This is a genomic window from Alteromonas naphthalenivorans (genome assembly GCF_000213655.1).
Classification (GTDB): Bacteria; Pseudomonadota; Gammaproteobacteria; order Enterobacterales; family Alteromonadaceae; genus Alteromonas; species Alteromonas naphthalenivorans.
The window spans coordinates 2,586,910-2,611,583 of the sequence record NC_015554.1; the positions used below are offsets into that span (position 1 = coordinate 2,586,910).

22 protein-coding genes are annotated in these 24,674 nt (G+C 42.0%); 12 read left to right on the top strand and 10 right to left on the bottom strand.

Annotated elements, in window-relative coordinates; translation table 11 throughout:
• Positions 1–9 precede the first annotated feature (9 nt).
• The 4 genes from AMBT_RS11285 to nadK all read left to right on the top strand — a co-directional run bounded on the left by AMBT_RS11285 (position 10) and on the right by nadK (position 4,154).
• Positions 10–1,308, top strand: a complete 1,299-nt coding sequence (locus AMBT_RS11285; RefSeq protein WP_013784761.1) for an E22 family MetX-like putative esterase — start codon at positions 10–12, stop codon at positions 1,306–1,308.
• A 72-nt stretch (positions 1,309–1,380) separates the two neighbouring features.
• Complete coding sequence (locus AMBT_RS11290) at positions 1,381–2,439, top strand: extracellular catalytic domain type 2 short-chain-length polyhydroxyalkanoate depolymerase (protein ID WP_013784762.1); 1,059 nt, start codon at positions 1,381–1,383, stop codon at positions 2,437–2,439.
• Complete coding sequence (locus tag AMBT_RS11295) at positions 2,432–3,199, top strand: 3-hydroxybutyrate dehydrogenase (protein WP_013784763.1); 768 nt, start codon at positions 2,432–2,434, stop codon at positions 3,197–3,199. The genes AMBT_RS11290 and AMBT_RS11295 overlap by 8 nt, the downstream gene beginning before the upstream one ends.
• A 79-nt stretch (positions 3,200–3,278) precedes the next feature.
• Positions 3,279–4,154 (top strand): NAD(+) kinase, encoded by an 876-nt coding sequence (nadK, locus tag AMBT_RS11300; RefSeq protein ID WP_013784764.1) that lies wholly within the window; start codon positions 3,279–3,281, stop codon positions 4,152–4,154.
• 74 nt (positions 4,155–4,228) lie between these two features.
• Here nadK and AMBT_RS11305 read toward each other — a convergent pair whose 3' ends face one another.
• Positions 4,229–8,542: an ATP-binding protein gene (locus AMBT_RS11305; protein WP_013784765.1), complete on the bottom strand. Its 4,314-nt coding sequence runs from the start codon at positions 8,540–8,542 to the stop codon at positions 4,229–4,231.
• 186 nt (positions 8,543–8,728) lie between these two features.
• Here AMBT_RS11305 and recN point away from each other — a divergent pair, with 186 nt between their 5' ends.
• The 3 genes from recN (at position 8,729) to tmpT (ending at position 11,680) form a co-directional block, all read left to right on the top strand.
• On the top strand, positions 8,729–10,414 hold the full coding sequence (gene recN, locus AMBT_RS11310) for a DNA repair protein RecN (protein ID WP_013784766.1): 1,686 nt from the start codon (positions 8,729–8,731) through the stop codon (positions 10,412–10,414).
• Between the two features lie 119 nt (positions 10,415–10,533).
• A complete protein-coding gene (locus AMBT_RS11315; protein ID WP_013784767.1) occupies positions 10,534–10,890 on the top strand; it encodes an outer membrane protein assembly factor BamE in 357 nt (118 codons plus the stop codon).
• A 151-nt stretch (positions 10,891–11,041) separates the two neighbouring features.
• Entirely contained in the window at positions 11,042–11,680 is a 639-nt protein-coding gene (gene tmpT, locus AMBT_RS11320; RefSeq protein ID WP_013784768.1) for a thiopurine S-methyltransferase, read from the top strand.
• Positions 11,681–11,763: 83 nt separating this feature from the next.
• Here tmpT and AMBT_RS11325 read toward each other — a convergent pair whose 3' ends face one another.
• On the bottom strand, positions 11,764–13,059 hold the full coding sequence (locus AMBT_RS11325; protein WP_013784769.1) for a DUF445 domain-containing protein: 1,296 nt from the start codon (positions 13,057–13,059) through the stop codon (positions 11,764–11,766).
• A gap of 3 nt (positions 13,060–13,062) precedes the next feature.
• Complete coding sequence (gene arsC / locus AMBT_RS11330) at positions 13,063–13,479, bottom strand: arsenate reductase (glutaredoxin) (protein ID WP_013784770.1); 417 nt, start codon at positions 13,477–13,479, stop codon at positions 13,063–13,065.
• Positions 13,480–13,915: 436 nt separating this feature from the next.
• Between arsC and AMBT_RS11335 the strand changes: the two genes are divergently transcribed.
• Positions 13,916–14,587 (top strand): DUF4097 family beta strand repeat-containing protein, encoded by a 672-nt coding sequence (locus AMBT_RS11335; RefSeq protein WP_013784771.1) that lies wholly within the window; start codon positions 13,916–13,918, stop codon positions 14,585–14,587.
• A gap of 31 nt (positions 14,588–14,618) precedes the next feature.
• Positions 14,619–15,197: a sugar O-acetyltransferase gene (locus AMBT_RS11340; protein WP_013784772.1), complete on the top strand. Its 579-nt coding sequence runs from the start codon at positions 14,619–14,621 to the stop codon at positions 15,195–15,197.
• A 62-nt stretch (positions 15,198–15,259) separates the two neighbouring features.
• Here AMBT_RS11340 and AMBT_RS11345 read toward each other — a convergent pair whose 3' ends face one another.
• Together AMBT_RS11345 and dkgB are read right to left on the bottom strand one after the other, a co-directional pair.
• Positions 15,260–16,021, bottom strand: a complete 762-nt coding sequence (locus AMBT_RS11345; RefSeq protein ID WP_013784773.1) for a hypothetical protein — start codon at positions 16,019–16,021, stop codon at positions 15,260–15,262.
• Between the two features lie 248 nt (positions 16,022–16,269).
• Entirely contained in the window at positions 16,270–17,073 is an 804-nt protein-coding gene (gene dkgB, locus AMBT_RS11350; RefSeq protein WP_013784774.1) for a 2,5-didehydrogluconate reductase DkgB, read from the bottom strand.
• Positions 17,074–17,397: 324 nt separating this feature from the next.
• Here dkgB and AMBT_RS11355 point away from each other — a divergent pair, with 324 nt between their 5' ends.
• Positions 17,398–18,066 carry a hypothetical protein gene (locus AMBT_RS11355; RefSeq protein WP_148259104.1) on the top strand — a complete coding sequence of 223 codons (669 nt, stop codon included), beginning with the start codon at positions 17,398–17,400 and terminating at the stop codon, positions 18,064–18,066.
• Between the two features lie 111 nt (positions 18,067–18,177).
• Here AMBT_RS11355 and rluB read toward each other — a convergent pair whose 3' ends face one another.
• The 5 genes from rluB to AMBT_RS11380 form a co-directional block, all read right to left on the bottom strand.
• Positions 18,178–19,074 (bottom strand): 23S rRNA pseudouridine(2605) synthase RluB, encoded by an 897-nt coding sequence (rluB, locus tag AMBT_RS11360; protein WP_013784776.1) that lies wholly within the window; start codon positions 19,072–19,074, stop codon positions 18,178–18,180.
• Positions 19,067–19,711 (bottom strand): SMC-Scp complex subunit ScpB, encoded by a 645-nt coding sequence (gene scpB, locus AMBT_RS11365; RefSeq protein ID WP_013784777.1) that lies wholly within the window; start codon positions 19,709–19,711, stop codon positions 19,067–19,069. Before scpB ends, rluB begins: the two co-directional genes overlap by 8 nt.
• 2 nt (positions 19,712–19,713) lie before the next feature.
• Positions 19,714–20,526 carry a segregation and condensation protein A gene (locus AMBT_RS11370; protein ID WP_013784778.1) on the bottom strand — a complete coding sequence of 271 codons (813 nt, stop codon included), beginning with the start codon at positions 20,524–20,526 and terminating at the stop codon, positions 19,714–19,716.
• A gap of 9 nt (positions 20,527–20,535) precedes the next feature.
• Positions 20,536–21,156 (bottom strand): L-threonylcarbamoyladenylate synthase, encoded by a 621-nt coding sequence (locus tag AMBT_RS11375; protein WP_013784779.1) that lies wholly within the window; start codon positions 21,154–21,156, stop codon positions 20,536–20,538.
• A gap of 82 nt (positions 21,157–21,238) precedes the next feature.
• Positions 21,239–22,123 carry a PHP domain-containing protein gene (locus AMBT_RS11380; RefSeq protein ID WP_049791824.1) on the bottom strand — a complete coding sequence of 295 codons (885 nt, stop codon included), beginning with the start codon at positions 22,121–22,123 and terminating at the stop codon, positions 21,239–21,241.
• Positions 22,124–22,407: 284 nt separating this feature from the next.
• Between AMBT_RS11380 and AMBT_RS11385 the strand changes: the two genes are divergently transcribed.
• Complete coding sequence (locus AMBT_RS11385) at positions 22,408–24,045, top strand: anthranilate synthase component 1 (RefSeq protein WP_013784781.1); 1,638 nt, start codon at positions 22,408–22,410, stop codon at positions 24,043–24,045.
• Positions 24,042–24,671, top strand: a complete 630-nt coding sequence (locus AMBT_RS11390) for an aminodeoxychorismate/anthranilate synthase component II (protein WP_013784782.1) — start codon at positions 24,042–24,044, stop codon at positions 24,669–24,671. Before AMBT_RS11385 ends, AMBT_RS11390 begins: the two co-directional genes overlap by 4 nt.
• The last annotated feature ends 3 nt before the right edge of the window (positions 24,672–24,674 follow it).

The following is a 24,674-nucleotide window of genomic DNA, read 5'->3' on the forward strand; positions in this document are numbered from 1 at the left end:
AGGATTTCCATGAAACTAAAAATAGCTTTTTTATATTGTGCTTTGCTGGCTTTTTCATTAATTACCACAACAGCGTGCAGTGCTAATGTGGCCAATTCAGCTTCAGATCTCACCGCGAAGTCTGTCAACACCGCCAATACCGCTGATGCAAATGCTCCAGAAACCAATAAGCCAACGCTTATTACGAAGAAAGAAACGTTCTCAATAGAAAGCTTCACCACATTTGGTGGCAAAACCATTAATAACGTAAGAGTGGGTTGGGAAGCCTACGGGCAATTAAATGCAGACAAAAGCAACGTTATTCTTGTTACCCACCACTTTTCGGGCACATCGCATGCCGCTGGTGTATATGAGAGCTCTCAGGGTATTGCAAGCCCTAGTATAGGCTACTGGGATGCGTTAATTGGCCCTGGCAAAGCCATTGATACCGATATCTATTACGTTATAAGTGTAGACAGTTTAGTGAATTTAAACGCCTACGATGAGCACGTTATTACTACCGGCCCTGCTACTATCAACCCAGAAACCGATAAACCGTGGGGGCTAGACTTCCCCGTGGTGACAATCCGTGACTTCGTGAATGTACAAAAGGCGTTACTTGAAAGCTTAGGCATACAGAGACTGCATGCTGTGGTTGGCCCTTCTATGGGGTCGATGCAGGCTATCGACTGGGCTAGTGCTTACCCCGACTGGGTGCCAAGAATGATATCGGTTATTGGCACGGGTGAAAGCGATGCGTGGACAACCGCCGCCCTTTCGCACTGGGCAACGCCTATTCGATTAGATGCTAACTGGAAACAAGGTAGTTACGCTCGACATAACCAACCAACAGAAGGGTTAGTGGCTTCTTTGATGTTGATCACCCAAGATGCCTTGTACCCTACGTACTTTAACCAGCAAGGTAAAACGCTAGGCTATCAAGCGGTGGAGCAAGCGCCATTAGAGAACATTAATGCTCAGCACTCTATTGTGAAATGGTTAGAAAGCCGTGCTCGTCAGCGCGCTGAAAAAATGGATGCTAATCATCTTCTTTATTTAGTTCGCGCCTGCCAATTATTTTTAGCAGGCCATGGTAATAACCTGGAAGCAGGGCTTAAGCAAATTCAAGCTAAAACCTTGTTCTTACCGGCATCCACTGATTTGTTGCTTATGCCCTATTTAGCAGAATCAACGCACAATCAACTCAAGCAGTTGGGGAAAAAAAGTGAACTGGAAACACTAAATGGCCCGTTCGGACACCTTGAAGGCATTGTGAATGTAAAAGCCGAAGGCGAGCGTATTGCCGCGTTTCTTGCCAGCGCTTTATAGATACTAAAAAGAACCGTTTAAATAAGTGCAATGCTTAGCGGCAAACTAAGCATTTAACTGTAGGAACCTGATATGAAAACAACTTATAAAATATTGGCCAGCTTTTGTGCGTTATACAGTGGCGTAGCGTTATCTAACGCTGCTAATTCAGGCAATGGACTACCCCCGCTAAGTCTTGATGTAGAGCAAGTTACGGTATCTGGCCTTTCTTCTGGCGGATATATGGCGACGCAATTTCATATTGCACACAGTGATTGGGTAAAAGGCGCAGGCATCATTGCTGCAGGGCCTTATTATTGTGCGCAAAATGATATCACCACTGCATTAAACCAGTGCGTGAATAAGGTAGACGCACCAATTAATCTAGATGCACTTTCAAGCGTTGCCATAGACTATGCAAACGAAGGCAGTATTGCGCCTTTAGCGGGCCTTAAAGATGCCAAAGTATGGTTATTTCACGGCACAAACGACGTGCGTGTAACGGCGCAAGCCAGCGATTTACTGTACCGCCAATACCAAAGTTGGACAGACACTCAAAATATTGTATACGTGAATGACCAAAGCGCAGCACACCACTTCCCTACCTTGAATGAAGGCAGTAATTGCAGCGTTTCAGAAAGCCCTTTTATTGGTAACTGTAATTACGACACTGCGGGTAATATGTTGAACCACCTGTTGCCCTACTTAACCGCACCCGATGATTCGGTTTCAGGCAAGGTTTACACTATTTCTCAGCAAAAACTTGCGGGCAGCGATGGCGAAACCTTGGCGGAAAAAGGGTTTGTTTTTGTACCCGAAAACTGTGCATCAGGTGAATCGTGCAGGCTACATATTAGTTTTCATGGCTGCAATCAATATGCCGAAGTAGTTGGCAATAGCTATGTAACCAAAACAGGTATCAACCGATGGGCCGATGACAACAATATCGTTGTGCTGTACCCGCAAACTAAAAAATCGTTATTTATGCCATTAAACCCCCAAGGTTGCTGGGATTGGTGGGGATACACTTCAGATGATTATGCAAATCGAAAGGGCGCGCAAATTTCTGCTGTGGCCAATATGATTAAAGGCATTAACACAGGCGCTATCAATAAAGAAACGACCAATACAGGAACTGCAAATAATGACTAAGCGAACCGTATTTATAACTGGTGGCGCTAGCGGTATTGGCTTTGGTATAGCACAAGCGATGTCGAAAGCGGGACATCATGTCATCATTGCCGATATTAACGAACAAGCCGCACAGCGTGCTGCGAACGATATTATACGAGAAAACGGCAGTGCCAGCGCTATTGAAGTTGATGTTTGCAATGCACAGCAAGTAGCCGCTTTACCCGACTTGCTCAAAGAGCAAAAAGTAAATGTGTTGATTAACAATGCCGGTATTCAGCATGTCTCACGCATTGAAAACTTCCCGCCTGAAAAATGGCAGCAACTGATTAATATTATGCTGGTTGGCCCCGCGCTTTTAACCCAAGCGTTTTTACCTAACATGCGCGAGCAAAACTTTGGGCGAATAATCAACATCGGTTCAATTCACTCACTGGTGGCATCCCCTTATAAATCGGCTTATGTGGCAGCGAAACATGGCCTGCTGGGGTTTGCTAAAACTATCGCCCTTGAAACCGGCGACTGTGATGTCACCATCAACACTCTATGCCCTGCCTATGTAAAAACACCGTTGGTCGAAAAGCAGATTGCCTCTCAGGCTAAAGAAAATAACCTTACAGAAGAGGAAGTGATCAACAAAATAATGCTTGAGCCAATGCCTAAAAAGCAGTTTATTAGCCTAGATGAGTTGTCTGACACAGCGGCATTTTTAATGTCGGATAGTGCACGCAATATTACCGGCCAAACCATGATACTGGATGGCGGCTGGACAGCCCGATAAACGTTACGCTAAGCCTTTCCATTCGTAAAATATCTGTGCTAATGTCCCGACATCAGTAAGGAAAACACATTAGCACCACATGCCCTATCAAACCGTTGCTTTAATTGGCAAACCTCAACACGCTGCTACGCACGACAGCTTAAATCTATTGGCTCAATACCTCACCGCAAAAGGCTGTGAATTATTGGTTGAAGAGAGCATCTCAAAAGAATTAGAAAGTGATAACCATCGCGCATGCAACTTAGTGACCATTGGTAAAGAAGCCGACCTTGCCGTAGTAGTAGGCGGTGATGGCAGTATGCTAGGTGCAGCAAGGGTATTGGCACGCTTTGATATCCATGTAGTAGGCGTAAACCGAGGCAACTTGGGTTTTTTAACCGATATTCATCCCGATGAAATCGTTCAGCAACTTGATCTCATTTTTGAAGGTGAATGCGTAGTTGAAAAACGCTTTTTATTAGATGTGGGTGTGTATCGTCATGAAAAATTAAAAAGTAGCAATTCCGCAGTGAACGAAGTGGTGCTTCACCACGGAAAAGTGGCGCACATGATGGAATTTGAAATTTATATAGATGACCAATTTGTGTTCAGCCAACGCTCCGATGGGCTAATTGTTGCGACGCCTACTGGCTCTACCGCCTACTCACTGTCGGCAGGTGGTCCTATCATCATGCCTAAGCTTGATGCGCTTACACTCGTGCCTATGTTTCCCCACACACTAAGCAGCAGACCGATTGTGGTAGACGCCGATAGCCAAGTGTCGATGAAAGTATCGAAGGTTAACAGCGACTCACTGCAAATAAGTTGTGACAGCCACATCGTACTTCCTGTACTTCCTGGCGATGAAATACGCATCAACAAAAGTGAAGATAAACTTTATTTAGTGCACCCAAAGGGTTACAGCTACTTCAATGTGTTACGTAAAAAATTAGGCTGGGGTAGTAAGCTTTATTGAGTAAAACACATCAACCATTCCACAGCAGCCAATACCTTAAGATTGAAAAATACTAAACGTTTTTGGGTGCCCATTCAGACCGTAAGTAGTCTACAGGTACTAGACATCATTCTTAAATATGCCCACTCAGCAATATAAAAGGGGTCATCGAAATCATCATAAAGGAAGTACTTATGACGTAACTTCCGCTTATAGGATAGCGAGCTTATATTATCAATTTCGAGGAGATCAAAGCGGTATTTATTCAAGTGAAGGTCTATATAGTTCTTATCTAAATACATGCATTGTATTGTATCTTCTTCCAAAAAAATCCCTCTATTGCTTTCAGATAAAAAAGGGCTAACTTTGTTCTGCTTTCGGATTTTCAGCTCTTTAACAATCTTACTTATTACTTCCTTACTCGATTCTTCATAATTGGTCTCGATGTACTTTATAATTTCTGCCAAATTATAAAACACATGCGTTTTAGATGGAAAACTATCCGGATCATCACTTCTAAACGCTTTTTTGTAATCGTCCAAAGTCGAAGAAAGCTTTTCGATAATGTCTGCAAATTTTATTATACTATCTTTTTGAACTTGCTGAGTGGTCGTTGACTTTTCTATTTCCTTTTTTAGCTCGTGCATTTGATATCGAGCTCCTATCCAATTGTAAATCCCTTGAAACCGAGGGAGGTTACCAATTGGCATAGGTATTTCTTTAAAATCTGTAAATTTTATTATACTATCTGGTGAAACTTGCTGATTGGACGTTGGCTTTTCTATTTCCTTTTTTAGCTCGTGCATTTGATATCGAGCTCCTATCCAATTGTAAATCCCTTGAACCCGAGGGAGGTTACCAATTGGCATAGGTATTTCTTTAAAATTAAATATTACTTTATTTTCTGAAAAATTATTACTCCAAAGACTGAAAGAGTATCTACAATAATTTTCCCAAAGCCCAAAAACTAATAAATAATTACTTAAATTAGAACGACACCAAATTAGTGTAGGAAACACTCTGCCTTTCTCTTCACTCTCGACCTTCTTCAAGATATCGGCTACTCTAAGGGAGCCCCAAGAGCAATAATTAGCGGAGTCAACATTACAATCATTGTAAGAACTTAATACTCTTTCTCGTAACGCTACATTCGAAGACTTATCTGCTTTCTCAACACAGTCTTGAGCACATTCAATAACATCACCTAGCCAAACAGGTTTTTTTCCAACCTTAGTACCTATCTTTTTCAGTATATCAGTTAACGTTTTTTCATCGGTAGAGATTTGGCTAGAGCTAGCCTTCGCGGGTAGTACACTTTTAAACTTCTGCCACGGTAAAATTTCTAATAATGAAATCCAATTTAATAAGATTGCTGTATATTGATGAGCAGCTTCTGCATAACGGCCAGATTTCTTAGATTTATCTGCAGCGGTAAAGATATTAACAAAGCTATCAACTAATAAATCTATATTTTGTTTTTCATATGGAAGCAATGTTAGATATTCTTGTCTCTTATGTATCTGGCAGTCGACTGCCGGATCGCGTAGCTTTGACAACTTATAATCACATCCAAACATAACATCTACAAGCAGAAGCCACTGCCGATAAAATCGTAGCTTGCTCGGTCTTTTTATACTCTCCTTTGCCAAAAGCTTTAAGTTGCTAGCCAGCAATGAAAACTGACATTGCCCCCATATATAAAGCACTGAACTTGCAGAGGTCACGGTTTTATCTCCGCTGCCCTGGCTAAATTCTCTTCGTAGATTTTCGATAGTACTAATTATCTTTTCATAACCATTACTTTGGTTATTCACGAATGTTGTATAAAATCCACTAAAATACACAACTGAAAGATATTTCGACAAAAACCTGCCTACATCCTCATTCGAGTCATCAATATTTTCACCTATAAGGTAATTAGATTCATAGTTTTCTAACCTAGTAAAATTCCCGCCTTTAATATAAGCAAAATCAGCTGCAAATTTCGCTATAAGTGACTCTTTTAAGAAGTGGTGCGTATCATTTTTTCTGTCAAAATTAGAAAAATCATCATGTACAAGTTTATTAGAAGTTTGTTTTCCGTCTTTATCACTAACTTCAAATAAGATTTGCGCGGTCTTTTTAGCTTCATGATAAAGTGCCAGTGCTTTATTTGTATTTTCCCTCTCTTCCTCTAACCGACCTTTCTTTAATAAGTTACGAATAAGCATGTATTGAGCTTCCAACGAAATTCCCCCGCTTCCCCTCCACGCTTCTTCATTTTCTGTACGTAGCACTTTCTTCAATAGGAAAACAGTATTACTGTAGCTGCTAGACGCTAGGTCATACCGATGTTCAGAAACAAAAATGTCTCCGAGTATTGCCTGTAGCTTAGCACTTGCTAAAAAGCTGTTTACTGAACCATCAGGAGATTGACGTTTTGCTTCGCGCAAATAAAATTCTCTTACTGGTTCAGAAGAGTCCAATGCGAACTCAAAGCTTGAGGATTTTGCACCAAGAATTTTGGCGAAAAAGCTAAACTCCATGTCTGTTGATAAGTAATATCTATAAGGATAGATATTGTTAGAGGTGCGACGAATCATAGATTGGAAAGTTGAATGCACATAGTCATCAGCTATGTATGAAAGCGTAGATTCAGCGTGAACATCAATACCTGCGATAGTTCTATCTATCATTGAACGTGAAAAGCCACGACTATGAAATCGGAAGGTATCTAAAATAGTGATAAGACCTGAAACTGCTGCTTTATCGTCAGTTTTAGACGTTATTCTTCCAATATTTGATTCGTAAAGTGCATATAATCGAGCGCTAACAAACATACGACGAATATCTGACGGGGTAAATAATAGGATCTTTTGATTTTTTGCTTCACCGGCAGTAAACACGAAAGCGTTATTGTTGCCATCAATTCGAGTTTTCAAATTTTCGGTATAGTATTCAAAATGATCATTTAACATCAGCTTAAGACGCTTGAAGTTCCCCCAAGAGTGAAGAGTGAGATATTTGACAAAGATTTCGAAGTAAAAAAGAGTATCAACAATAGTATTCTCTTCAAGGTTATTAATATCTGCTTTTTTACTTTTCAAAAAACCAATAATATCAGCTGAGTCCGAATCGAAAACTACTGTATTTATATATTGCCTGACCATAGAAGTATAGTGCTCGAATTGACCGTCGGACCAATCAGTGAGTAGTGTAGGAATATAAAAAATATCATCGAAAACGCTCTCATATAGCACACTGGTATAGCCTGATTCAGAATAATAAGCATCTACAATTTCTCTGCCCGCCACCACGATAAACACACAACGTGAGTTACTCATAAGTGCTTTCAAGCCTCCCAATAGCTCATCAACTTTCTGTTTGCGAGACTTTGTATTCGTAGCATAACTTTCGGTAGGAGATGGGTTAATTTTATCGACTTCATCAAGTATTATTATGTAGCCCTGCCCTCCAGCCCGCTGCTTGTTAATATACTGTTGAAGTTGCTCTTGAATTCGCCGAGCGGATATTGGCTCTTGAGTAAACTTTTTACGATTTTGAAATAGTGGAACTCTAGTTTGTGGAATAGCAACACCATTACTGTTGTCCCATTCTCGACTAAATCGCGAAGCAAATGTAAGCTCTTCAAGCAAGCCGTGATGGGTAGCTATATGTTTGTAAAAGAACTTTCCAATCCAATAGAGTAATGCTGTAGCGATTAAATATCTGACGATAAGCCAGTCGATATTAAACGCTTTGTTATTTGATTCACTATCGACCGCTTTGAATAGAGGTTGGAAGGCAAAATATTCTGAAATGAAAAGCTCATAGAGTAGAGTCGAGCCTAAAAATAAAATAAATAAAAATATTTTGAAACGACGATACCCAGCTAAGCTTATTGAATACATCAACTCTGTTATATCGCAAAGAATGTCACGGGTAGAGAGATCCGAATCAACACCGATGTCTAATTTCAAAATATGGCAATTAATTATAAGAGCTTGACTTGATCTAGTGCCCACCTCCTTATTGGTATCAAATGTGGCTGATCCTTTCAAAGAAGATAATCTCAGTTTTACAGGCCATAATCTCGAAACATGGTGATATATTTTTTTCAGTTTAAGTTTTAGTTTATGTAGGTTGGTGATATTTTCTCTATTTAACTTAACTCCTGAATTGATGGCTTCTGCATAACTATTAGAAACATTATCCACTAAATGGGTTTTTCCAATCCCTCTGTAGCCACCAACTAAGAAACTCGCCCCTTTTCCATTCATTGCCTCAGAAATAGATGATTTAAGCTTTATCTTGAAGCGTGCTCTTCCTATAGATTGATTATTTTTCGAGGTCTTTGTACTTACAGGTATTGCAACGTAAGGAATCTTTTGATTTGCATTTTTGTCGGCGATAGTCTCAGGATCTTTCATTGTCCATTCCTTGGTCATGCTGATATCAATATAAATATACATACAGGTTAAAAATTAACCAACTATATTATTTTTTCTTCAACTCGGACAAATAGACTACGTAAAATGAAAAATTATGAGACTATACTTTACATGTGAAAAATACTGTATATATTTACATGCACTGTATAAACATCGAGTATAGTTATGTTAGCGCATCTTTCTATTAGTAACTTTGCAGTGGTTAAGCAACTGTCAGTTAATCTTGAAAAAGGGCTTACTGCCATCACTGGGGAAACCGGTGCCGGTAAGTCTATTGCCATTGATGCTTTAAGCTTGTGCTTAGGCGAACGAGCTGATGCAAACGCCGTAAGAAGCACCGCGTCTAAAGCAGAAATTATTGCTCATTTTGCATTGGCCACAAATGCGAATGCAAAGCGCTATCTCGATGAGCATGAACTCACCTCTGACGAGGATGAAAACAGCTGTTTTATCCGCAGAGTTATATCGAAAGAAGGCCGTTCAAAAGCTTTTATTAACGGTATTCCCGCGTCACTTCAGCAATTGAAAGGTTTAGGCCAACACTTGCTTGCTATACATGGTCAGAATACTCACCTTCAACTTTTGAAAGAAGATTATCAACGCCAGCTTGTTGATACTGTGGGCAACCACAAAGACAGCCTTTCAAATGTAAAACAACACTTTGCCCTATGGCGTGAAAAGCAAAAAATGCTTAGCGAGCTACAAGCGCAAGCTCAGCAGCGTGAAGACAGATTGCAATTGCTTACTTATCAAGTTAGAGAGCTAGACGAATTTGCCTTAGAAGACGGTGAGTTTTTAGAACTCGAAACTGAACATAAGCGTTTAAGCAATGGGCAAAGTTTGCTAGAGCAAGCACAAACTAGTTTTTATCACTTGTACGAAAGTGACGAAGGCAATGCACTGTCTATATTACAAAATAGCATAGACCGTTTGGGCGAACTTGAATCTCACGATGCCAGTTTAAGCCCTATTCTTGTGTTGTTAAATGAAGCGGCCATTCAGGTTGAAGAAGCGGCCGGGGAATTGCGCCATTATTGCGATGACCTAGAAATAGACCCTCTTCGTTTACAGCAGGTAGAAGCTCGGTACGCAAAAGCGATGGAATTAGCACGCAAGCACAGCGTTATGCCCGAAGATTTATTTGCGCATCACCAAACCCTAGCGACTGAGTTTGCTTCGCTAGGCGATCAAGAGTCTTTGTTAACCACACTAGAAGATGAAGTCGATGTACTTAAAGCCCAATATCTAAGTGAAACGAAAGTATTGTCTGAATGTAGATTAAAAGCGGCAAATTATTTGGCTAGTGAAATTGAAACCCAAATTCATCAAATGAACATGCCTCACGCTAAGGTAGCCATTGAAGTTAATTACGATGAGTTTAAAAAGCCATCAGCTTTAGGCCAAGACTCGGTAGAAATTAAAGTTTCTACTAACCCCGGCCAAGCAGCTGACAAACTAGATAAAGTTGTATCTGGTGGTGAACTTTCAAGAATTGGCTTAGCCATTCAAGTTATTGCCAGCGATAACCATGCCACGCCTACTATGATTTTTGATGAAGTAGATACGGGCATTAGCGGGCCTACCGCGTCGATTGTGGGTGGGTTGCTTCGCCGTTTAGGCAAACAGGTACAAGTCATGTGCGTTACCCATTTACCTCAGGTTGCTGCGCAAGCGCATAACCAACTCTTTGTTACTAAGCTTACCGACGGTGAAAGTACTGAAACACAAATGTTGGCGTTAACGAAACAAGATAGAGTGGATGAATTAGCACGCTTGTTAGCTGGCGACAAAGTAACCAAGTCGGCCCTTGCTAACGCAAAAGAGTTATTGAAAAGCGCGCAATCGAACTAAAATGCAGTTGATTGGTCATACTTGTCGATGTAGCATGCCTTCGTGCTTACATTAACGCACCCCACCCGCTTGTATGCTGTTGGGTAACGAAGAAAAAGCAATACTGGACTGATTTACGCATGAAGTTGCAACATTTATTAATAATTTTAGGTTTTACCCTTACATCAAGCGCTTGTTCTAATTGGATTTATCGTATTGATGTGCCTCAAGGTAACTTTCTCGATCAAAGAGACGTTTCTAAACTACGCATCGGCATGACTAAAGAACAGGTTATCTACGTACTTGGTAACCCAGTAGTACAAGATTCTTTCGATGATGATACCTGGTACTACGTTTACGATATGAAACGCGGCATGAAAAAACGCGGTGAAGATTTCCAAAAGCAAATGGTTATTACATTTGAAGACGGCAAAGTAACGTCAGTAGAAGGTGACTTTGAGCTGTCTGAAGAATTCAATACGCCGCTAGACAGTTAAATAGCAACCGTAAGTACTAACACATATATGGCGAAGGAGCGTTTGTTTATTAACAGATTGCTCCTTGCTTGTTAGAGGTTTACACAAGTTGCTTTAAACAAGTTTATCCCCTCGATTTATCTGTAGCCCTCACACGTTAAGGAATATATTGATGGAACATGATTTTTGGCACAGCAAGTGGCATAAAAATGAAATTGGCTTCCATGAACCTGAGGGCAATGCACTTTTAGTTAAGTATGCTGATACCTTATTAGCTTCTACCTCACCGCGAGTATTCGTACCCTTGTGCGGTAAAACTAAGGATATTCATTGGTTGCTTGCTAACGGCTGCGAAGTAGTAGGTGCGGAATTAAGTGAAATTGCGATCACGCAGCTATTTGCCGAGTTGGACATTGAGCCAGAGATCACGACCTTAGGTAGTCTTAAACTATTTAAAAATGGACCACTAAGTATTTTTGTTGGTGATATTTTTGAGCTAACCAACGAAACACTGGGTGGCATAACCGGTATTTACGATAGAGCCGCATTAGTTGCGTTGCCTACCGAGCTTCGCGAGAAATATGCAGCGCATATTTGTGATATCACCGAATGCGCCCCCATCCTTTTGATAAGCTTCGATTATGACCAAAGCGTTATTCCTGGCCCTCCATTTTGCGTTGACGAAACAGAGGTAGCTCGGCTATACAACGCTAGTTATTCTATTACTCTGCTTGAACGTGAACCACTGGAAGGTGGCCTTAAGGGTAAAGTAGCGGCAGACTCACTAGTCTTCAATCTGAAGCATAAATAGTAAGTTTAAAGCGCAGTAGCACAGGCTTTAGAACGCGCTCCCTCTTCAGTAATTGCCTAAAACATCGCATAACCCAACATTCTCTATTGCGACGTAAGTGCGATAACTTGCTCTAAACCAAATAACAATGCGCCAATTAAGCCTCCCACCAAGGTGCCGTTAATTCGTACCTTTTGAAGATCGCGCCCAATATTTAGCTCAATTTGCTCAGCCATCTCATTTTCATCCCAGCTATTTATGGTATCTTCAATATGCTTGGTTAAAAAGTCTGCCAACTCTGGTGCCATGTACTTTCCAGCTTCACCAATATGCCGGTCGAATGCGCTCGATAAGCGCTCATCGGTGGTTAAAGAACGGCCTAATTCATTTAGCCAATGTGTCACTTTCGTTTCTGCTTTACCGCTTTCAGTACTCAAAGATTCAAGCATCCGGCCATGTAACGCTACCCAGCTTTTATTTAAAAAAGCTTTAAGGGCGGGATCATGAACCAGTTGCTCTTTATAATTGTTGATACGTTGAGCCATCGAGTCACTGGTTTGCACTTCATGTAAAAAGTCATTTACCTGCTCGTCAAACGCATGCCTCAAAGGGTGATTATCATCGGCGTACACGTCATCAAGTACGCGAGAAACCGCTTTTACCGCAATAAGTGCTCCCCGCTCACTCAACCAAGTTGAAGGAAGTAGTTTTTCTAATCGGTTATGCTCTGTTTTAAGCCAATCTATGAGTGTGGCAGCAATATATTCTTGCGTTTCAGGCTCACCCATCAATTTAGCAACGTTTCCGAGCAGCTTATCTAATACAAGCTGATGATGCCGCTCTCGGGTAATACTGCTCAACACAGTGGCTATAAGCTGTTGTAAGTCGAGTTGATTAATTCCTTTTTCAGCTGTTTTACCGATAAAGGCTTTAACTGGCTTGTCATCCACTAAACGAAGAATGCCGGCAAGTGCATCACATAAAAATCGGCTTAATTTTTTCGCATGTTGAGGGTCTTCTAACCATCGCCCTGCCCCTTTGGCAGGTTGACTAGATGCAATTAAGCTTTCAATGGCACTAGCATGAAAGAATTTTTCTTTAACAAATAGTGACAAGTTTTGCGCTATCACTCTTTTATTGCTCGCGACAATATTGGTATGAGGAATGGGATACCGAGCAGGTATCGGTTTAAAAAGCGCTGTTACCGCAAACCAGTCGGCGAGCCCTCCGACTAATGCAGCTTCACTAGCCATTTTTATCAGCCCCAACCATTTAGCACTAGCCAAGCTGGGAACATACACCTGTGTGACAATGGCAATCACGAAAACACCCGCGGCTATCAATAAGCAAATTAATGCATTTTGCTTCGCTCGCTTTAACTGCGAATGTTTGTCGTGCATAAATTACATCCTTTTACCAAGTTCATCTAATATTTGCTCACCATCTTCTTTAAAATAAGGGCCTGATGGCCATGAAGGTAGCAAGTCGAGTACTTTTTCACTAGGCCGACAAAGCCCTACGCCTTTTTCTGTGCAAACTATAGGCCTATTTACCAAAACTGGGTGTACCAACATAGCATCAAGCAAAGCATCGTCTGATACAGACTCATCCAGTAACCCTAACTCTTCTGCCGGTGACTTTGTTGTCCTGAGTGCTTGCCTAGGGGTTAAGTTCGCAGCTGCAAATAAACCAAGTAACTGAGAACGGGTCCAACCTTCGTTCAAATAATCTACAACAATTGGCGAGTACCCAGCATCTTCAATAATTTTAAGCACGTTACGAGATGTGCCGCAGGCGGGGTTGTGGTGAATAACAATCATAATTTAGACCTTGTAGGAAAAGTGACTTACTGAATTAAGATAATAACAGCTTAACACATATGATATTTCATATTTATTATCATTTGAGTGTGTGTCCAACTCAATTGCTGCTCATTTAAGTGTGTGTCCTACATATTCTGTCCTACATATCCGAGTGTGTGTCCAATTCTCATAGTTTTTGATTAGTTACCAAATCTACCTTTATTAACAACCTTTTAAGGCGCTTGGCTGTTCATATAGAAATAACTTGAATGCCGAACAATTGGTGTATTTCGCTATTATCTAGTGAAGTCATAAAAAACTATGATTGAGAAATGACACAGAAACCATTAAAACATTGATAATTATACTATTTTTATCTTGGCATGCTCTGTGATAGATAAGCGTACATTAATGAGTAATTTAGAACGTTAAACAACACTGAGAAGGCTTCACGATGAAAAAAACACTTATTGCCAGCACTTTATGCTTTGCAGCGACAACAATGCTTTCGGGCTGCGTAATTCATGTTGGTAATGCCAGTGCCCAAGAGGGAGAGGTTATAAGTAGCGTGTTTGGTAGTGTAGATGTAGCAGAACATCGCTCGGTAGGCGATCTTTCTTCGGTCAATGGCAATGTATCGATTGAAGATTATGCACAAGCGGAAGATATTAGCGTTGTGAACGGCGGTGTAGAGATAGGTTCTCATGTACGCATTGACGACATCAACATCGTGAATGGCGACCTTGATGCGGGATCGAATCTGCATGTAACTAACAGTATTGAAACCGTTAACGGTGATATAAACATTGAAAAGCAAAGTACAATTCAAGGCAGCGTAGAAACGGTTAATGGTGATATTAAAATTGTAGACAGCGTAGTTGAGAACAATATTGAAAGTATGAATGGAGACATCACCCTTAAAGGCGATACCTTAGTGAAGGGCGACATTATTTATAAGATGCGTGATGAAGGCTGGCTGGAAAGAAATAGCACGAAACCTAAGCTCACCATCGACGCTGATGTTTCTATCGGCGGCTCAATAATTCTTGAACGCCCTGTAAATATGGATATTGCTAACGCCGCTCTACAAGAAAAAGTGATTGTCAGTTATTCATCTAGCAAGTAAGGTCTTGGTATTATTCCAAATGTAGATTGGCATGAACGAAAAACAGAAAATGTTATCCGGTGAACTCTACTACCCTAGCGATCGTGAGTTAACCGGATTACGCAAGGCCTGCAGGATAAAATTAGACGAGCTTAATGCTACCTGTCAAACAGAACACAAAGCTCGCACTCGTCAAATAAAGGCGCTTTTTGGCACTACGGGCAAACGCCTATACATAGAGTCGTCTTTCAAGTGTGACTATGGCGAAAACATCCATGTGGGTGAAAACTTTTACGCTAATTTTAATTGCGTCATATTGGATGCCGCTAAAGTCACTATTGGTGACAATTGTATGATTGCACCGCAAGTAGGTATTTACACTGCCACACACCCTATCGATCCAACATCTAGACAAACCGGTATCGAGTTCGCAAAGCCAATTACTCTCGGTCACAATTGTTGGATTGGCGGTATGGCGGTAATAAATCCAGGTGTTACCTTAGGCAATAATGTGGTGGTAGCTTCAGGGGCCGTTGTCACCAAAAGCTTTGGTGACAACGTTGTTATTGGCGGTAATCCGGCGAAAATCATTAAACATATTATGGTTACAAATGACGATGGGCTCTGTTGAAGCCCTTCATTATTGTAGTTAGTAAACACAATAGACGCCCCCGATATAGGGTATTTATTACCCTACCAATGATACAGATCCACATTGGGTAATATGAATAGCTCTTTATCCGGCGAACCAGCGTGGATGGCAGTAGCCTCTTCTTCTATTATGAATAAATCGCCTATCACTTTGCGTTGATAAAGATGGACTCCCTTTATTGCGTCATAGATTTCGTCGGCGTAACCAAATTTATTGTTTTGGTATGATAGTGGATGACGGAGTAGCTTATCGCTAACCCAGAATTCCGTTTTTATTCCTGACTCTCTTACCAGCAATACCTGATTAGTTTGATAACCCAAGATTTCTTTTTGAGGTCCTAAAACCTCAAGTTTTTTAATCGCTAGACCTTCAAAGCCCTCAGGTTCTGCCACATTATTTACGCCAAATTTCATGATACCGCTTTTAAATAATGTGTATTCCTCGTTAGTGTCAGCAAAGTACCATGTTTTATCCGCGACGTTGGCATTGTAATTTATTTCCAACTTATCCCCGAACTCATTGAAGCAGTAGGACTTATTAACGCCCAAATTTTCGGTATTGTTTTCTATTAAAAATGCGATTTTGCTTTGAGCTTCTTCATCAAGTGCATTCACGCCGCTATAAGTTATTTTGTAATCAATACAACCGACAAATGAGTCGGTGGCTACGTGAGAAGAAGAAACAATTGATGGCGTTTGCTCTGTATTTACTAGGGACTGATGTTTGAAATAGGTTTCTTGAGCTAATACAGAATGGTTTGCGAGTAGTAGAAAAATCATCCATGATAATTTATATAAAGTCATTGTGTTTCCTCGTGCTTTATTACAAGCCAAGGTATCAAACTATTGGTAGTGAGTCTTAGTAAATTTTCACTTTACTTTCTGAAGAAGATAGCTTCTTACAGATGCCGGCTTTTTACGCTTTTTTAACGTCAACGCCCATAAAAAATTAAAAACAACGACTTCCCTCTATCTTTTGAAGTAAGGGAAATCGTTTTATCGCGCTTTTTAATTACTCTTAAAATTTAGGTTTGGCTTATTCCACCTAACCATTAATCCCACTTAGGCGCAAAGTCTGGATTAACAATACGCTCTCCGTTATCTAGTTCATCGATGCGGGTAATATCATCATCTGTGAGTGAGATATCGGTGTAAGAGAAGTTTTGCGCCAAGTGCTCTTTGCTGGTTGAAGAAGGAATGGTGTTAATCCCTTTTTTATCTAACCATGCCAATACCACCTGAGCAGGACTGGAGTCATGCGCATCGGCTATAGCGTTTAATGTGTCATCCTTCATTACATCACCGACGGCAAATGGCATATAAGCCGTTACGCCGATACCGCGCTCTTCACAGGCTTTTACAACTTGACGGTTCTGCATAAACGGGTGCAGCTCTATTTGGTTGGTGTAAATCTCTCCCTTACCTAAAATTTTCTCAGCCTGTTTAATCTGATCTATCGTGAAGTTAGACACCCCTATATGGCGCGTAAGACCAAGCTCTTTAGCTTGTTTCAAGCGCATCAAGTAATCTTCTAAAGAAATGTCATTACCTGGGTAAGGCCAGTGAATAAGCAGTAAATCAACATACTCAACTTTTAGCTTCGACAAGCTCTCGTGAACACTAGGAATAAACTTATCTTCACTTAAAGACTCGTACCACACCTTGGTGGTAATGAATAAATCGGAGCGTGTAATGCCGCTGGTTTTAATCGCATCGCCAACGAGCTCCTCATTTTTGTATATTTGTGCGGTATCTACATGCCTGAAACCTACATCTAGTGCATCGGTTACGGCATTGAGTGCAGTATCACCTTCCAAGCGGAATGTTCCCATTCCTAACTGAGGCATATCTTTCATATCAGTCTCCTTTTGTGTGCACGTTTATCAAATCATTGATGTGTTGTTCCTACGCACTCAAACCTTGAGGAGATCGAATTCACTGCAAAAAGTTAATCTATATTTTTGGACCGTTTGTATCTTCACAAAAATTCGCCCATCTGCATCGAAAATGACAAAATAAGTGGAAAATGACGCCACTTAATCGTATCCTGCTCAGCATTAAATATATGCCTTGTAGTCCTCATGCTTAACCGTTTTATTTTGCTGATACTTTTATTATTTCCTATCAGCAACTTAGCTATATCCTCTGAAATTAAGCACCTACGAGTTGGTGTTGAAGCTATGAATTATTACCCCGTAATGGACTTTACCACACCGCAACATCGCGGATTATTAAGCGATATCATGACGGACTTTGGCAATAGCCATAATATCTCGTTTGAATTCATTCCCCTTCCCTTGCAACGTTTCAATCACTGGTTTGAAGATAATGCCATTGATTTTCGCTTACCTGATAACCCTAGATGGACCCAAAGTGGTACCCCAGGCCTGATTTACGGTGAAGCGCTAATAACCGTATGTGATACCTCGGTTGTGCTAACTGAAAACAGTGACATGCCAATGGATGAGGTTACTAAACTTGGATTGTTATACGGCTTTACCCCATCCAGCAAATGGCGTGAAAGGCGTACTGAAGGCACGCTGACTATAGCCAATGAGCGTTCGGTCCGTATTCTTACTCGCATGCTATTAAAAGGATTAGTGGATGCTATTGATTTAAATATTGCGACGATTAAAAGTGAATTGGTATCGCTGGGCCTGTCTGAAGAATTAGTAGCAGTAGCAAAAAATGTCCCTGCTGACGGCGTAAAGTATCGTATCTCTACTCAGTCACAGCCAGAAGTACTCGCTAAACTTAATCGCTATGTTATTGAAAACCGCGAATCAATAGATGCTAAAGCGCGAGAGTATGGTATTGCTGCCGGGACTAATTGCGACTCATTGCATTAAAGTAATGTCTGTTGAGCGCAAGTTCGATTGCTAAGACAGGTGTATACAAAATAATTCTGCAAAAAAAACGGGCAATGCCCGTTTTTTCGAATCTGCTATTTCACACTGTTATTAACGCTTAGGCGTTCTTGCCACCCGCTTTTTAACACCGCCATTCTCTTTACGTACCTTGTGTTTTTTCACAGAGCGACGCATACGGCTTAAACGTGCATGATCTAATTTGCCTTGGCGTACATCCACCATGGTTTGTGTTTCTTCAGGTAATTGCACAATGTCCCGTAGTGAGTTTACGTCTTCTAAACCCAGCTCTACCCAAGCTCCCTGAGGTAAACGCTTTTGTAAGTCCATTGGACCGTATTTAACACGGATTAATCGGCTAACTTGAACACCTTGTGATTCCCACAAACGACGTACTTCTCGGTTGCGCCCTTCTTTAAGCGTAACGTTGAACCAACGGTTCATGCTCTCTTCTTCTGAGCCTGGAGGAGCGACTTTACCCGAGATACTTAAAAACTTAGCTTCACCATCTTCAAGTTGAACACCTTTTTTCAAGGTATTTAACGTTTGATGCGTTACATCGCCAAATACACGAACAGCATATTCGCGCTCTACTTCACACTTAGGGTGCATCAAACGGTTTGCAAGCTCACCATCGTTAGTAAACAACAATAGGCCGCTTGTGTTCATATCTAAACGCCCTACCGCAATCCAGCGGCCCATGCGAATAGCAGGTAAACGGTCAAACACCGTGTCACGCCCTTCAGGATCGTGGCGGCTGCATAACTCGCCCTCAGGCTTGTTATACATTAAAACGCGGCATACAGGCTGTTCGGTTTGACGAGACAACAAATGTCCATCAACACGAATCTGGCCTGTTTCGTCAACACGGTCGCCCAATGTTGCCAATGTACCATTCACAGAAACGCGACCTTGCTCTATCCAACGTTCCATTTCTCGTCGCGAGCCTAGCCCTTGGTTAGCTAGTACTTTTTGCAACTTTTCAGTCATTTGTATCACTCTTTATTTGCTTGTTTTCGGTCGCACGGTCTGTTACCTCAGACGGTGCCTCATTTAACACCTTAAGCGACGAGGTGGAATCAATACTTTTAGCCATTTCATCAAAGGCATCGGAATTGGGAAGCTCCGATAACGATGAAAGCGAAAAGTAATCTAAAAAAGTACTGGTGGTAGCATACAAAGCTGGCCTGCCTGGCACTTCTTTATGCCCCACTACTTTTACCCATTCTCGTTCTGTGAGTGTCTTCATTATACTACTGCTTACCGCTACGCCTCTTACTTGCTCAATTTCTCCACGAGTAATAGGTTGACGATAGGCAATAAGTGCCAAAGTTTCCATCATAGCGCGGGAATACTTTGGGGCAGTCTCCTGCCATAGTTTGCTCAACCATGGACTCAACGCATCCACAGATTGAAATCGGTAGCCACTGGCTACCTTTACTAATTGTATACCCCTAGGTTGATAATCTAAGGTTAGCTCATTAATGACTGTTTTTAAGGTTCTCTCTGCTACCGTGAAGTCACTTAGCACCGTGTCTCTTAATCGCTGAATAGATACAGGAGCATCGGCAACGAATATGGCGGCTTCAACCAGTTGTTTTAATTGAGCTGTTTTTATTTTTTTCATTTTTACTCAACGCTACTGCCTAATTTTACATGAATTCGGGCGTAAGGACCTGCCTGAATACAAAAAATCAGTTGTTCTTTTACCAATTCTAGAATAGCTAGGAAGCATACCACCACACCAGCGCGTCCCTCTTCCACCGTAAATAATCCCTCAAGTGGTGTAAATTCACTGGCATTTATCAAACTGAGTATCATCGACATACGCTCACGTGTACTTAGGGCTTCACGGGCAATAGTATGGTGTTCAAATGCCGCCGCCCGTTTCATTGCACCACTAAACGCGAGTACAATTTCCGCTAGGCTTATCTCTGGTTCAATTCGTACCGGCGCAACACTGTCGGCTGCTAACACATTGGTATCAAATATGTCTCGTTCTAAACGAGGCTGAATATCCAAATCTTCAGCGGCTTGTTTAACGAGTTCATATTCTTTCAGCCGCCTAATAAGTTCAGCGCGAGGGTCTTCTTCCTCATCACTATCGCTGCTACGTTTAGGTAGCAATAACCGTGATTTTATCTCGGCTAAAATAGCGGCCATTAACAGGTATTCTGCGGCTAGTTCTAGCTTTAACGACATCATAGCATCGACATATACCATGTATTGCTTAGTGATTGTCGCCACCGGCAAGGTAATAATATCGAATTTTTGTTTTCGTATAAGGTACAGCAGAAGGTCGAGCGGCCCTTCAAACGTTTCTAAAATAACTTCTAGCGCATCAGGCGGAATAAATAAGTCTTCAGGCTTTTCTATTAACGCCTCACCATGAATAAATGCGAGCGGAAGCGGCTGCTGAATGGGCGATTGCTCACTGCTCATCTGAATATACTATTCAAACGGAGCAGGGTCGCCGGTACCACGGCGCATGATGACAGGGGTATCTTCAGATAAATCAATTACGGTGGTAGGTTGCTCACCTAAATACCCGCCGTGAATAATCACCCCCACCTGCTTTTCTAAATTATCGCGAATAACGTCAGGGTCTGATTCTGCCATGGTATTGCCTGGCAAAATAAGTGAGGTAGACATTAGCGGCTCGCCTAAGGTTTCAAGTAGCGCTAATGCAATGGCGTTATCGGGCACACGAATTCCAATGGTCTTACGCTTTGGATTTTGCAGACGCTTAGGCACTTCACGGGTGGCTTTTAGTACAAACGTGTACGAGCCTGGCGTATTATTTTTAATTTGTCTAAATGCCGTATTATCCACTTTTGCGTAAATAGATAATTCAGACATATCTCTGCACATCAGGGTGAAGTTGTGGTCTTTGCCAATATCTCGAATGCGGCATAGTTGCTCTAAGGCTTTTTTATCTTCCATCTGACAACCAATGGCATAACCAGAGTCGGTAGGATAAACCACTACCGCCCCTTCACGTATAAGCTCACAAGCTTGGTTCAACAAACGTTGCTGTGGGTTTTCAGGATGAATATAGAAAAACTGACTCATGATAATGTCCTGTTCATGCCTATTGCTTGGCTGTTGTTTAGCGAAAGAAGGCAGCTAATACCACGCTACGAACCACTAGCCGCTAATCGTTAATACTAGGTGCAGATTGATTCACAGCGTCTGCAACCCCTGCGACCACAGGCCAATCATGCCAAATAGGCGTTAAGTTACTGCTAATACCTAAATTTTTACCTAACTCTGTCCATCTTGATGGAAAGTGAAAATCTGAGCCTGCCGAGGCTAATAAATTATGGCTAGCGGCGAGTTCATTCACCAGCGCTTGCTTGTCTTTGCTAATACCAGGAAACGCAGTTTCAATTGCATCGCCGCCCGCTTGGGCAAATAAATCAACTAATCTACGTAGCCATTTTGCGGTCATGTCGTAATGAACGGGGTGCGCTAGCACGGCTTGCCCGCCTGCACCGTGGATCCACTCAATGGCAGTTTCAACACTTGGCCACTCTGCTTTCACAGCTGCACGCTTGCCTTTTCCTAAATACTTTTTGAACGCAGCGTTCATGGTGCCAACGCCATAGTTATTCACCAGCACACGTGCGAAATGTGCGCGGGTTACCTGCCCTTCACCGGCCAGCGCCATAGCCCGAGGAAGTACTCCTTCAAACCCGCACTTGCCCAACTTTTCCGCTATTTTTTCTGCTCTTACTTTTCGAGTTTGAGCCTGACCTTCAAGTTGCGCTAGAAATGTTGGGTTGGTTCTATCAACATTTAACCCCACAACGTGAATATCGAAACCATGCCAATTGGTGGAAATTTCGACACCGTCAATAATTTTCAACGGCCGTTTTTGTTTCGCCTGCGTGTTATGCGCCGTTTCTAATCCCGCCACTGTGTCGTGGTCGGTAATGGCTAATACGTCAACCTGCATGGTGTGCGCACGCAGTATAAGCTCCTCTGCAGTGAGGTGCCCATCGGAGAATTTTGTATGGCTGTGGAGATCTATTTTCAAAGGCTTTTCAATAATTGGTTGACACAAAGGTGAATTTGTTTTCTTCTATACGCACAAGTATACAGATTTACGCCTTCGATAACTATCGATGTTCGTACAAGATTGAACCAAACACGAGTTTATTCATGCAATTAATGACAATCACAACTGCAACAACTATTGCTTCTTGGTGGTGGCACTCCCTCGATTAACGGGTGGTGTGCGCATTTGTGCGTGAATAAAACACAAAAGGCCCGTATTTACGGGCCTTTTTTTTATCTTTTTGCAGTCGGAGAGTGGCAAAAATGAGTTTAGCGGAACTGGGCACAACCCCAGGCAAAGTCGAAACAATTGAGCAGGTTGGGCATTACATCGACGACCCTCTTGCAGCCTTCGCACACATTTGTGCCGAACGTCCTAATGCGTTGTTATTAGAGTCGGCAGAAATCGATTCGAAAGACGATTTACAAAGTTTATTAATGGTACAAGCGGCTTTACGCCTAGAGTGCACTGGAAACCGTGTTGACGTAAAAGCCCTTACGGAAAACGGCGCTTCCGTGTTGCCAATATTTAAATCTCAGTGCCCTAATGGGGTAACATGCGTTGACAGTACCGACACATCGGTCACCTTATTATGTGAACCTGCTGATGCGCAGTTAGACGAAGATAGCCGTTTAAAGTCTGCCAGCGTAATGGATACCTTGCGTATTATCGTGAAAAAAATCACGCCTATTCGTCAACATCCCCACGCGCTTTTTTTAGGCGGTGTATTTGCCTATGACATGCTTGCGGGATTTGAATCGCTTCCTCATGTAGAAGATGGCGATAATGATTGTCCAGATTTCGTTTTTTACTTGGCTGAAACGCTTATTACGGTAGATCACCAAACTCGCGAAACCCACTTGATTGGCAGCGTGTTTAGTGGCGAAGACGTAGCCCAGCAATACTTTGGAATTTCCCAGCGCTTAGAATCATTGCACCAGCAATTGCAATCTATGCCTGAGACACCTACTTTAACTTCTGGCACTGGTATTGATGGCGCAGGTATTGATGGCGCTGTTATCGGTGGAGACATTTCGGTAAACGTAGATAAAAGTGATGAAGAATTCTGTGACAATGTGCTTGAGTTAAAACAGCACATCCTTGCAGGGGATATTTTCCAAGTGGTTCCATCACGTACATTCTCACTGCCTTGCCCTTCTCCGCTTCTAGCTTATGCGCATTTAAAAGAACAAAACCCCAGCCCTTATATGTTCTATATGCAAGATGAAGCCTTTACTATATTTGGTGCTTCACCAGAGTCTGCACTTAAATATGAAAGTGAAAGCAACCAAGTTGAAATTTACCCCATTGCTGGTACTCGCCCTCGCGGCAAACGCCCTGACGGCACAATTAATCACGATTTAGACAGTCGTATTGAACTTAACTTGCGTGAAGACAACAAAGAGAAGTCTGAGCACATCATGCTGGTCGACTTAGCGCGAAACGATGTGGCAAAAGTAAGCCGCCCGGGAAGCCGCTTTGTAAAAGACTTATTGAAAGTAGACCGCTACTCTCATGTTATGCACCTTGTTTCCCGTGTTGTTGGCCAACTTCGTGACGATTTAGATGCGCTACATGCTTATCAAGCATGTATGAACATGGGCACCTTAGTGGGCGCGCCGAAAGTGAGTGCCGCTACGCTGATTCGTGAAGTAGAGCAAAAACGTCGTGGTAGCTATGGCGGCGCAGTAGGTTATATAAACGGACAAGGTGACATGGATACCTGTATTGTTATTCGCTCGGCATTTGTGAAAAACGGCCGTGCTTTCATTCAAGCAGGCGCTGGGGTGGTTTACGACTCTGTTCCACAAGCTGAGGCCGATGAAACCCGTGCAAAAGCGCAAGCGGTTATTAGCGCGGTTACCGCAGCACTCAAAGCGGAAGCGGAGACTCAAGCATGAGTATGACTATGAGCAACAAAACCACCCTATTCTTACTCGATAACGTCGACTCTTTTACCTATAACTTGGTAGATGAATTACGTGCGCTTGATTTAGAAATAAACGTATATCGCAACACAGTGCGCGCTGATATGTTATTTGAAAAAATGCAAGAACAAGCCACCAAAAGCCCAGTTTTGCTAATGCTGTCGCCAGGTCCTGGCGCCCCAAGCGAAGCGGGTTGTATGCCGGCTTTACTTGAAAAAGTAGCAGGTACTTTTCCGGTACTGGGTATTTGCTTAGGCCATCAAGCCATTGTTGAATATTATGGCGGTATTGTAGGCCGCGCCACGCAAGTTATGCATGGTAAAAGCTCTGCCATCACCCATTCAGAAAAAGACATGTTTACAGACCTGCCACAGCCATTACATGTAGCTCGCTATCATTCGTTAGCCGCACAAACACTACCTGACGCCCTTGAACCCTGTGCGTCTTGTGTTAACGATGATGGAACTGAAACCGTCATGGCCGTGTTTAACAAAACTGATAAAATGCTCGGCTTTCAATTTCACCCTGAGTCGATATTGACGGCCCAAGGTAGTGTGCTGCTGAAGCAAAGCATCGACTATTTAACGCAACAAGGATAAAGC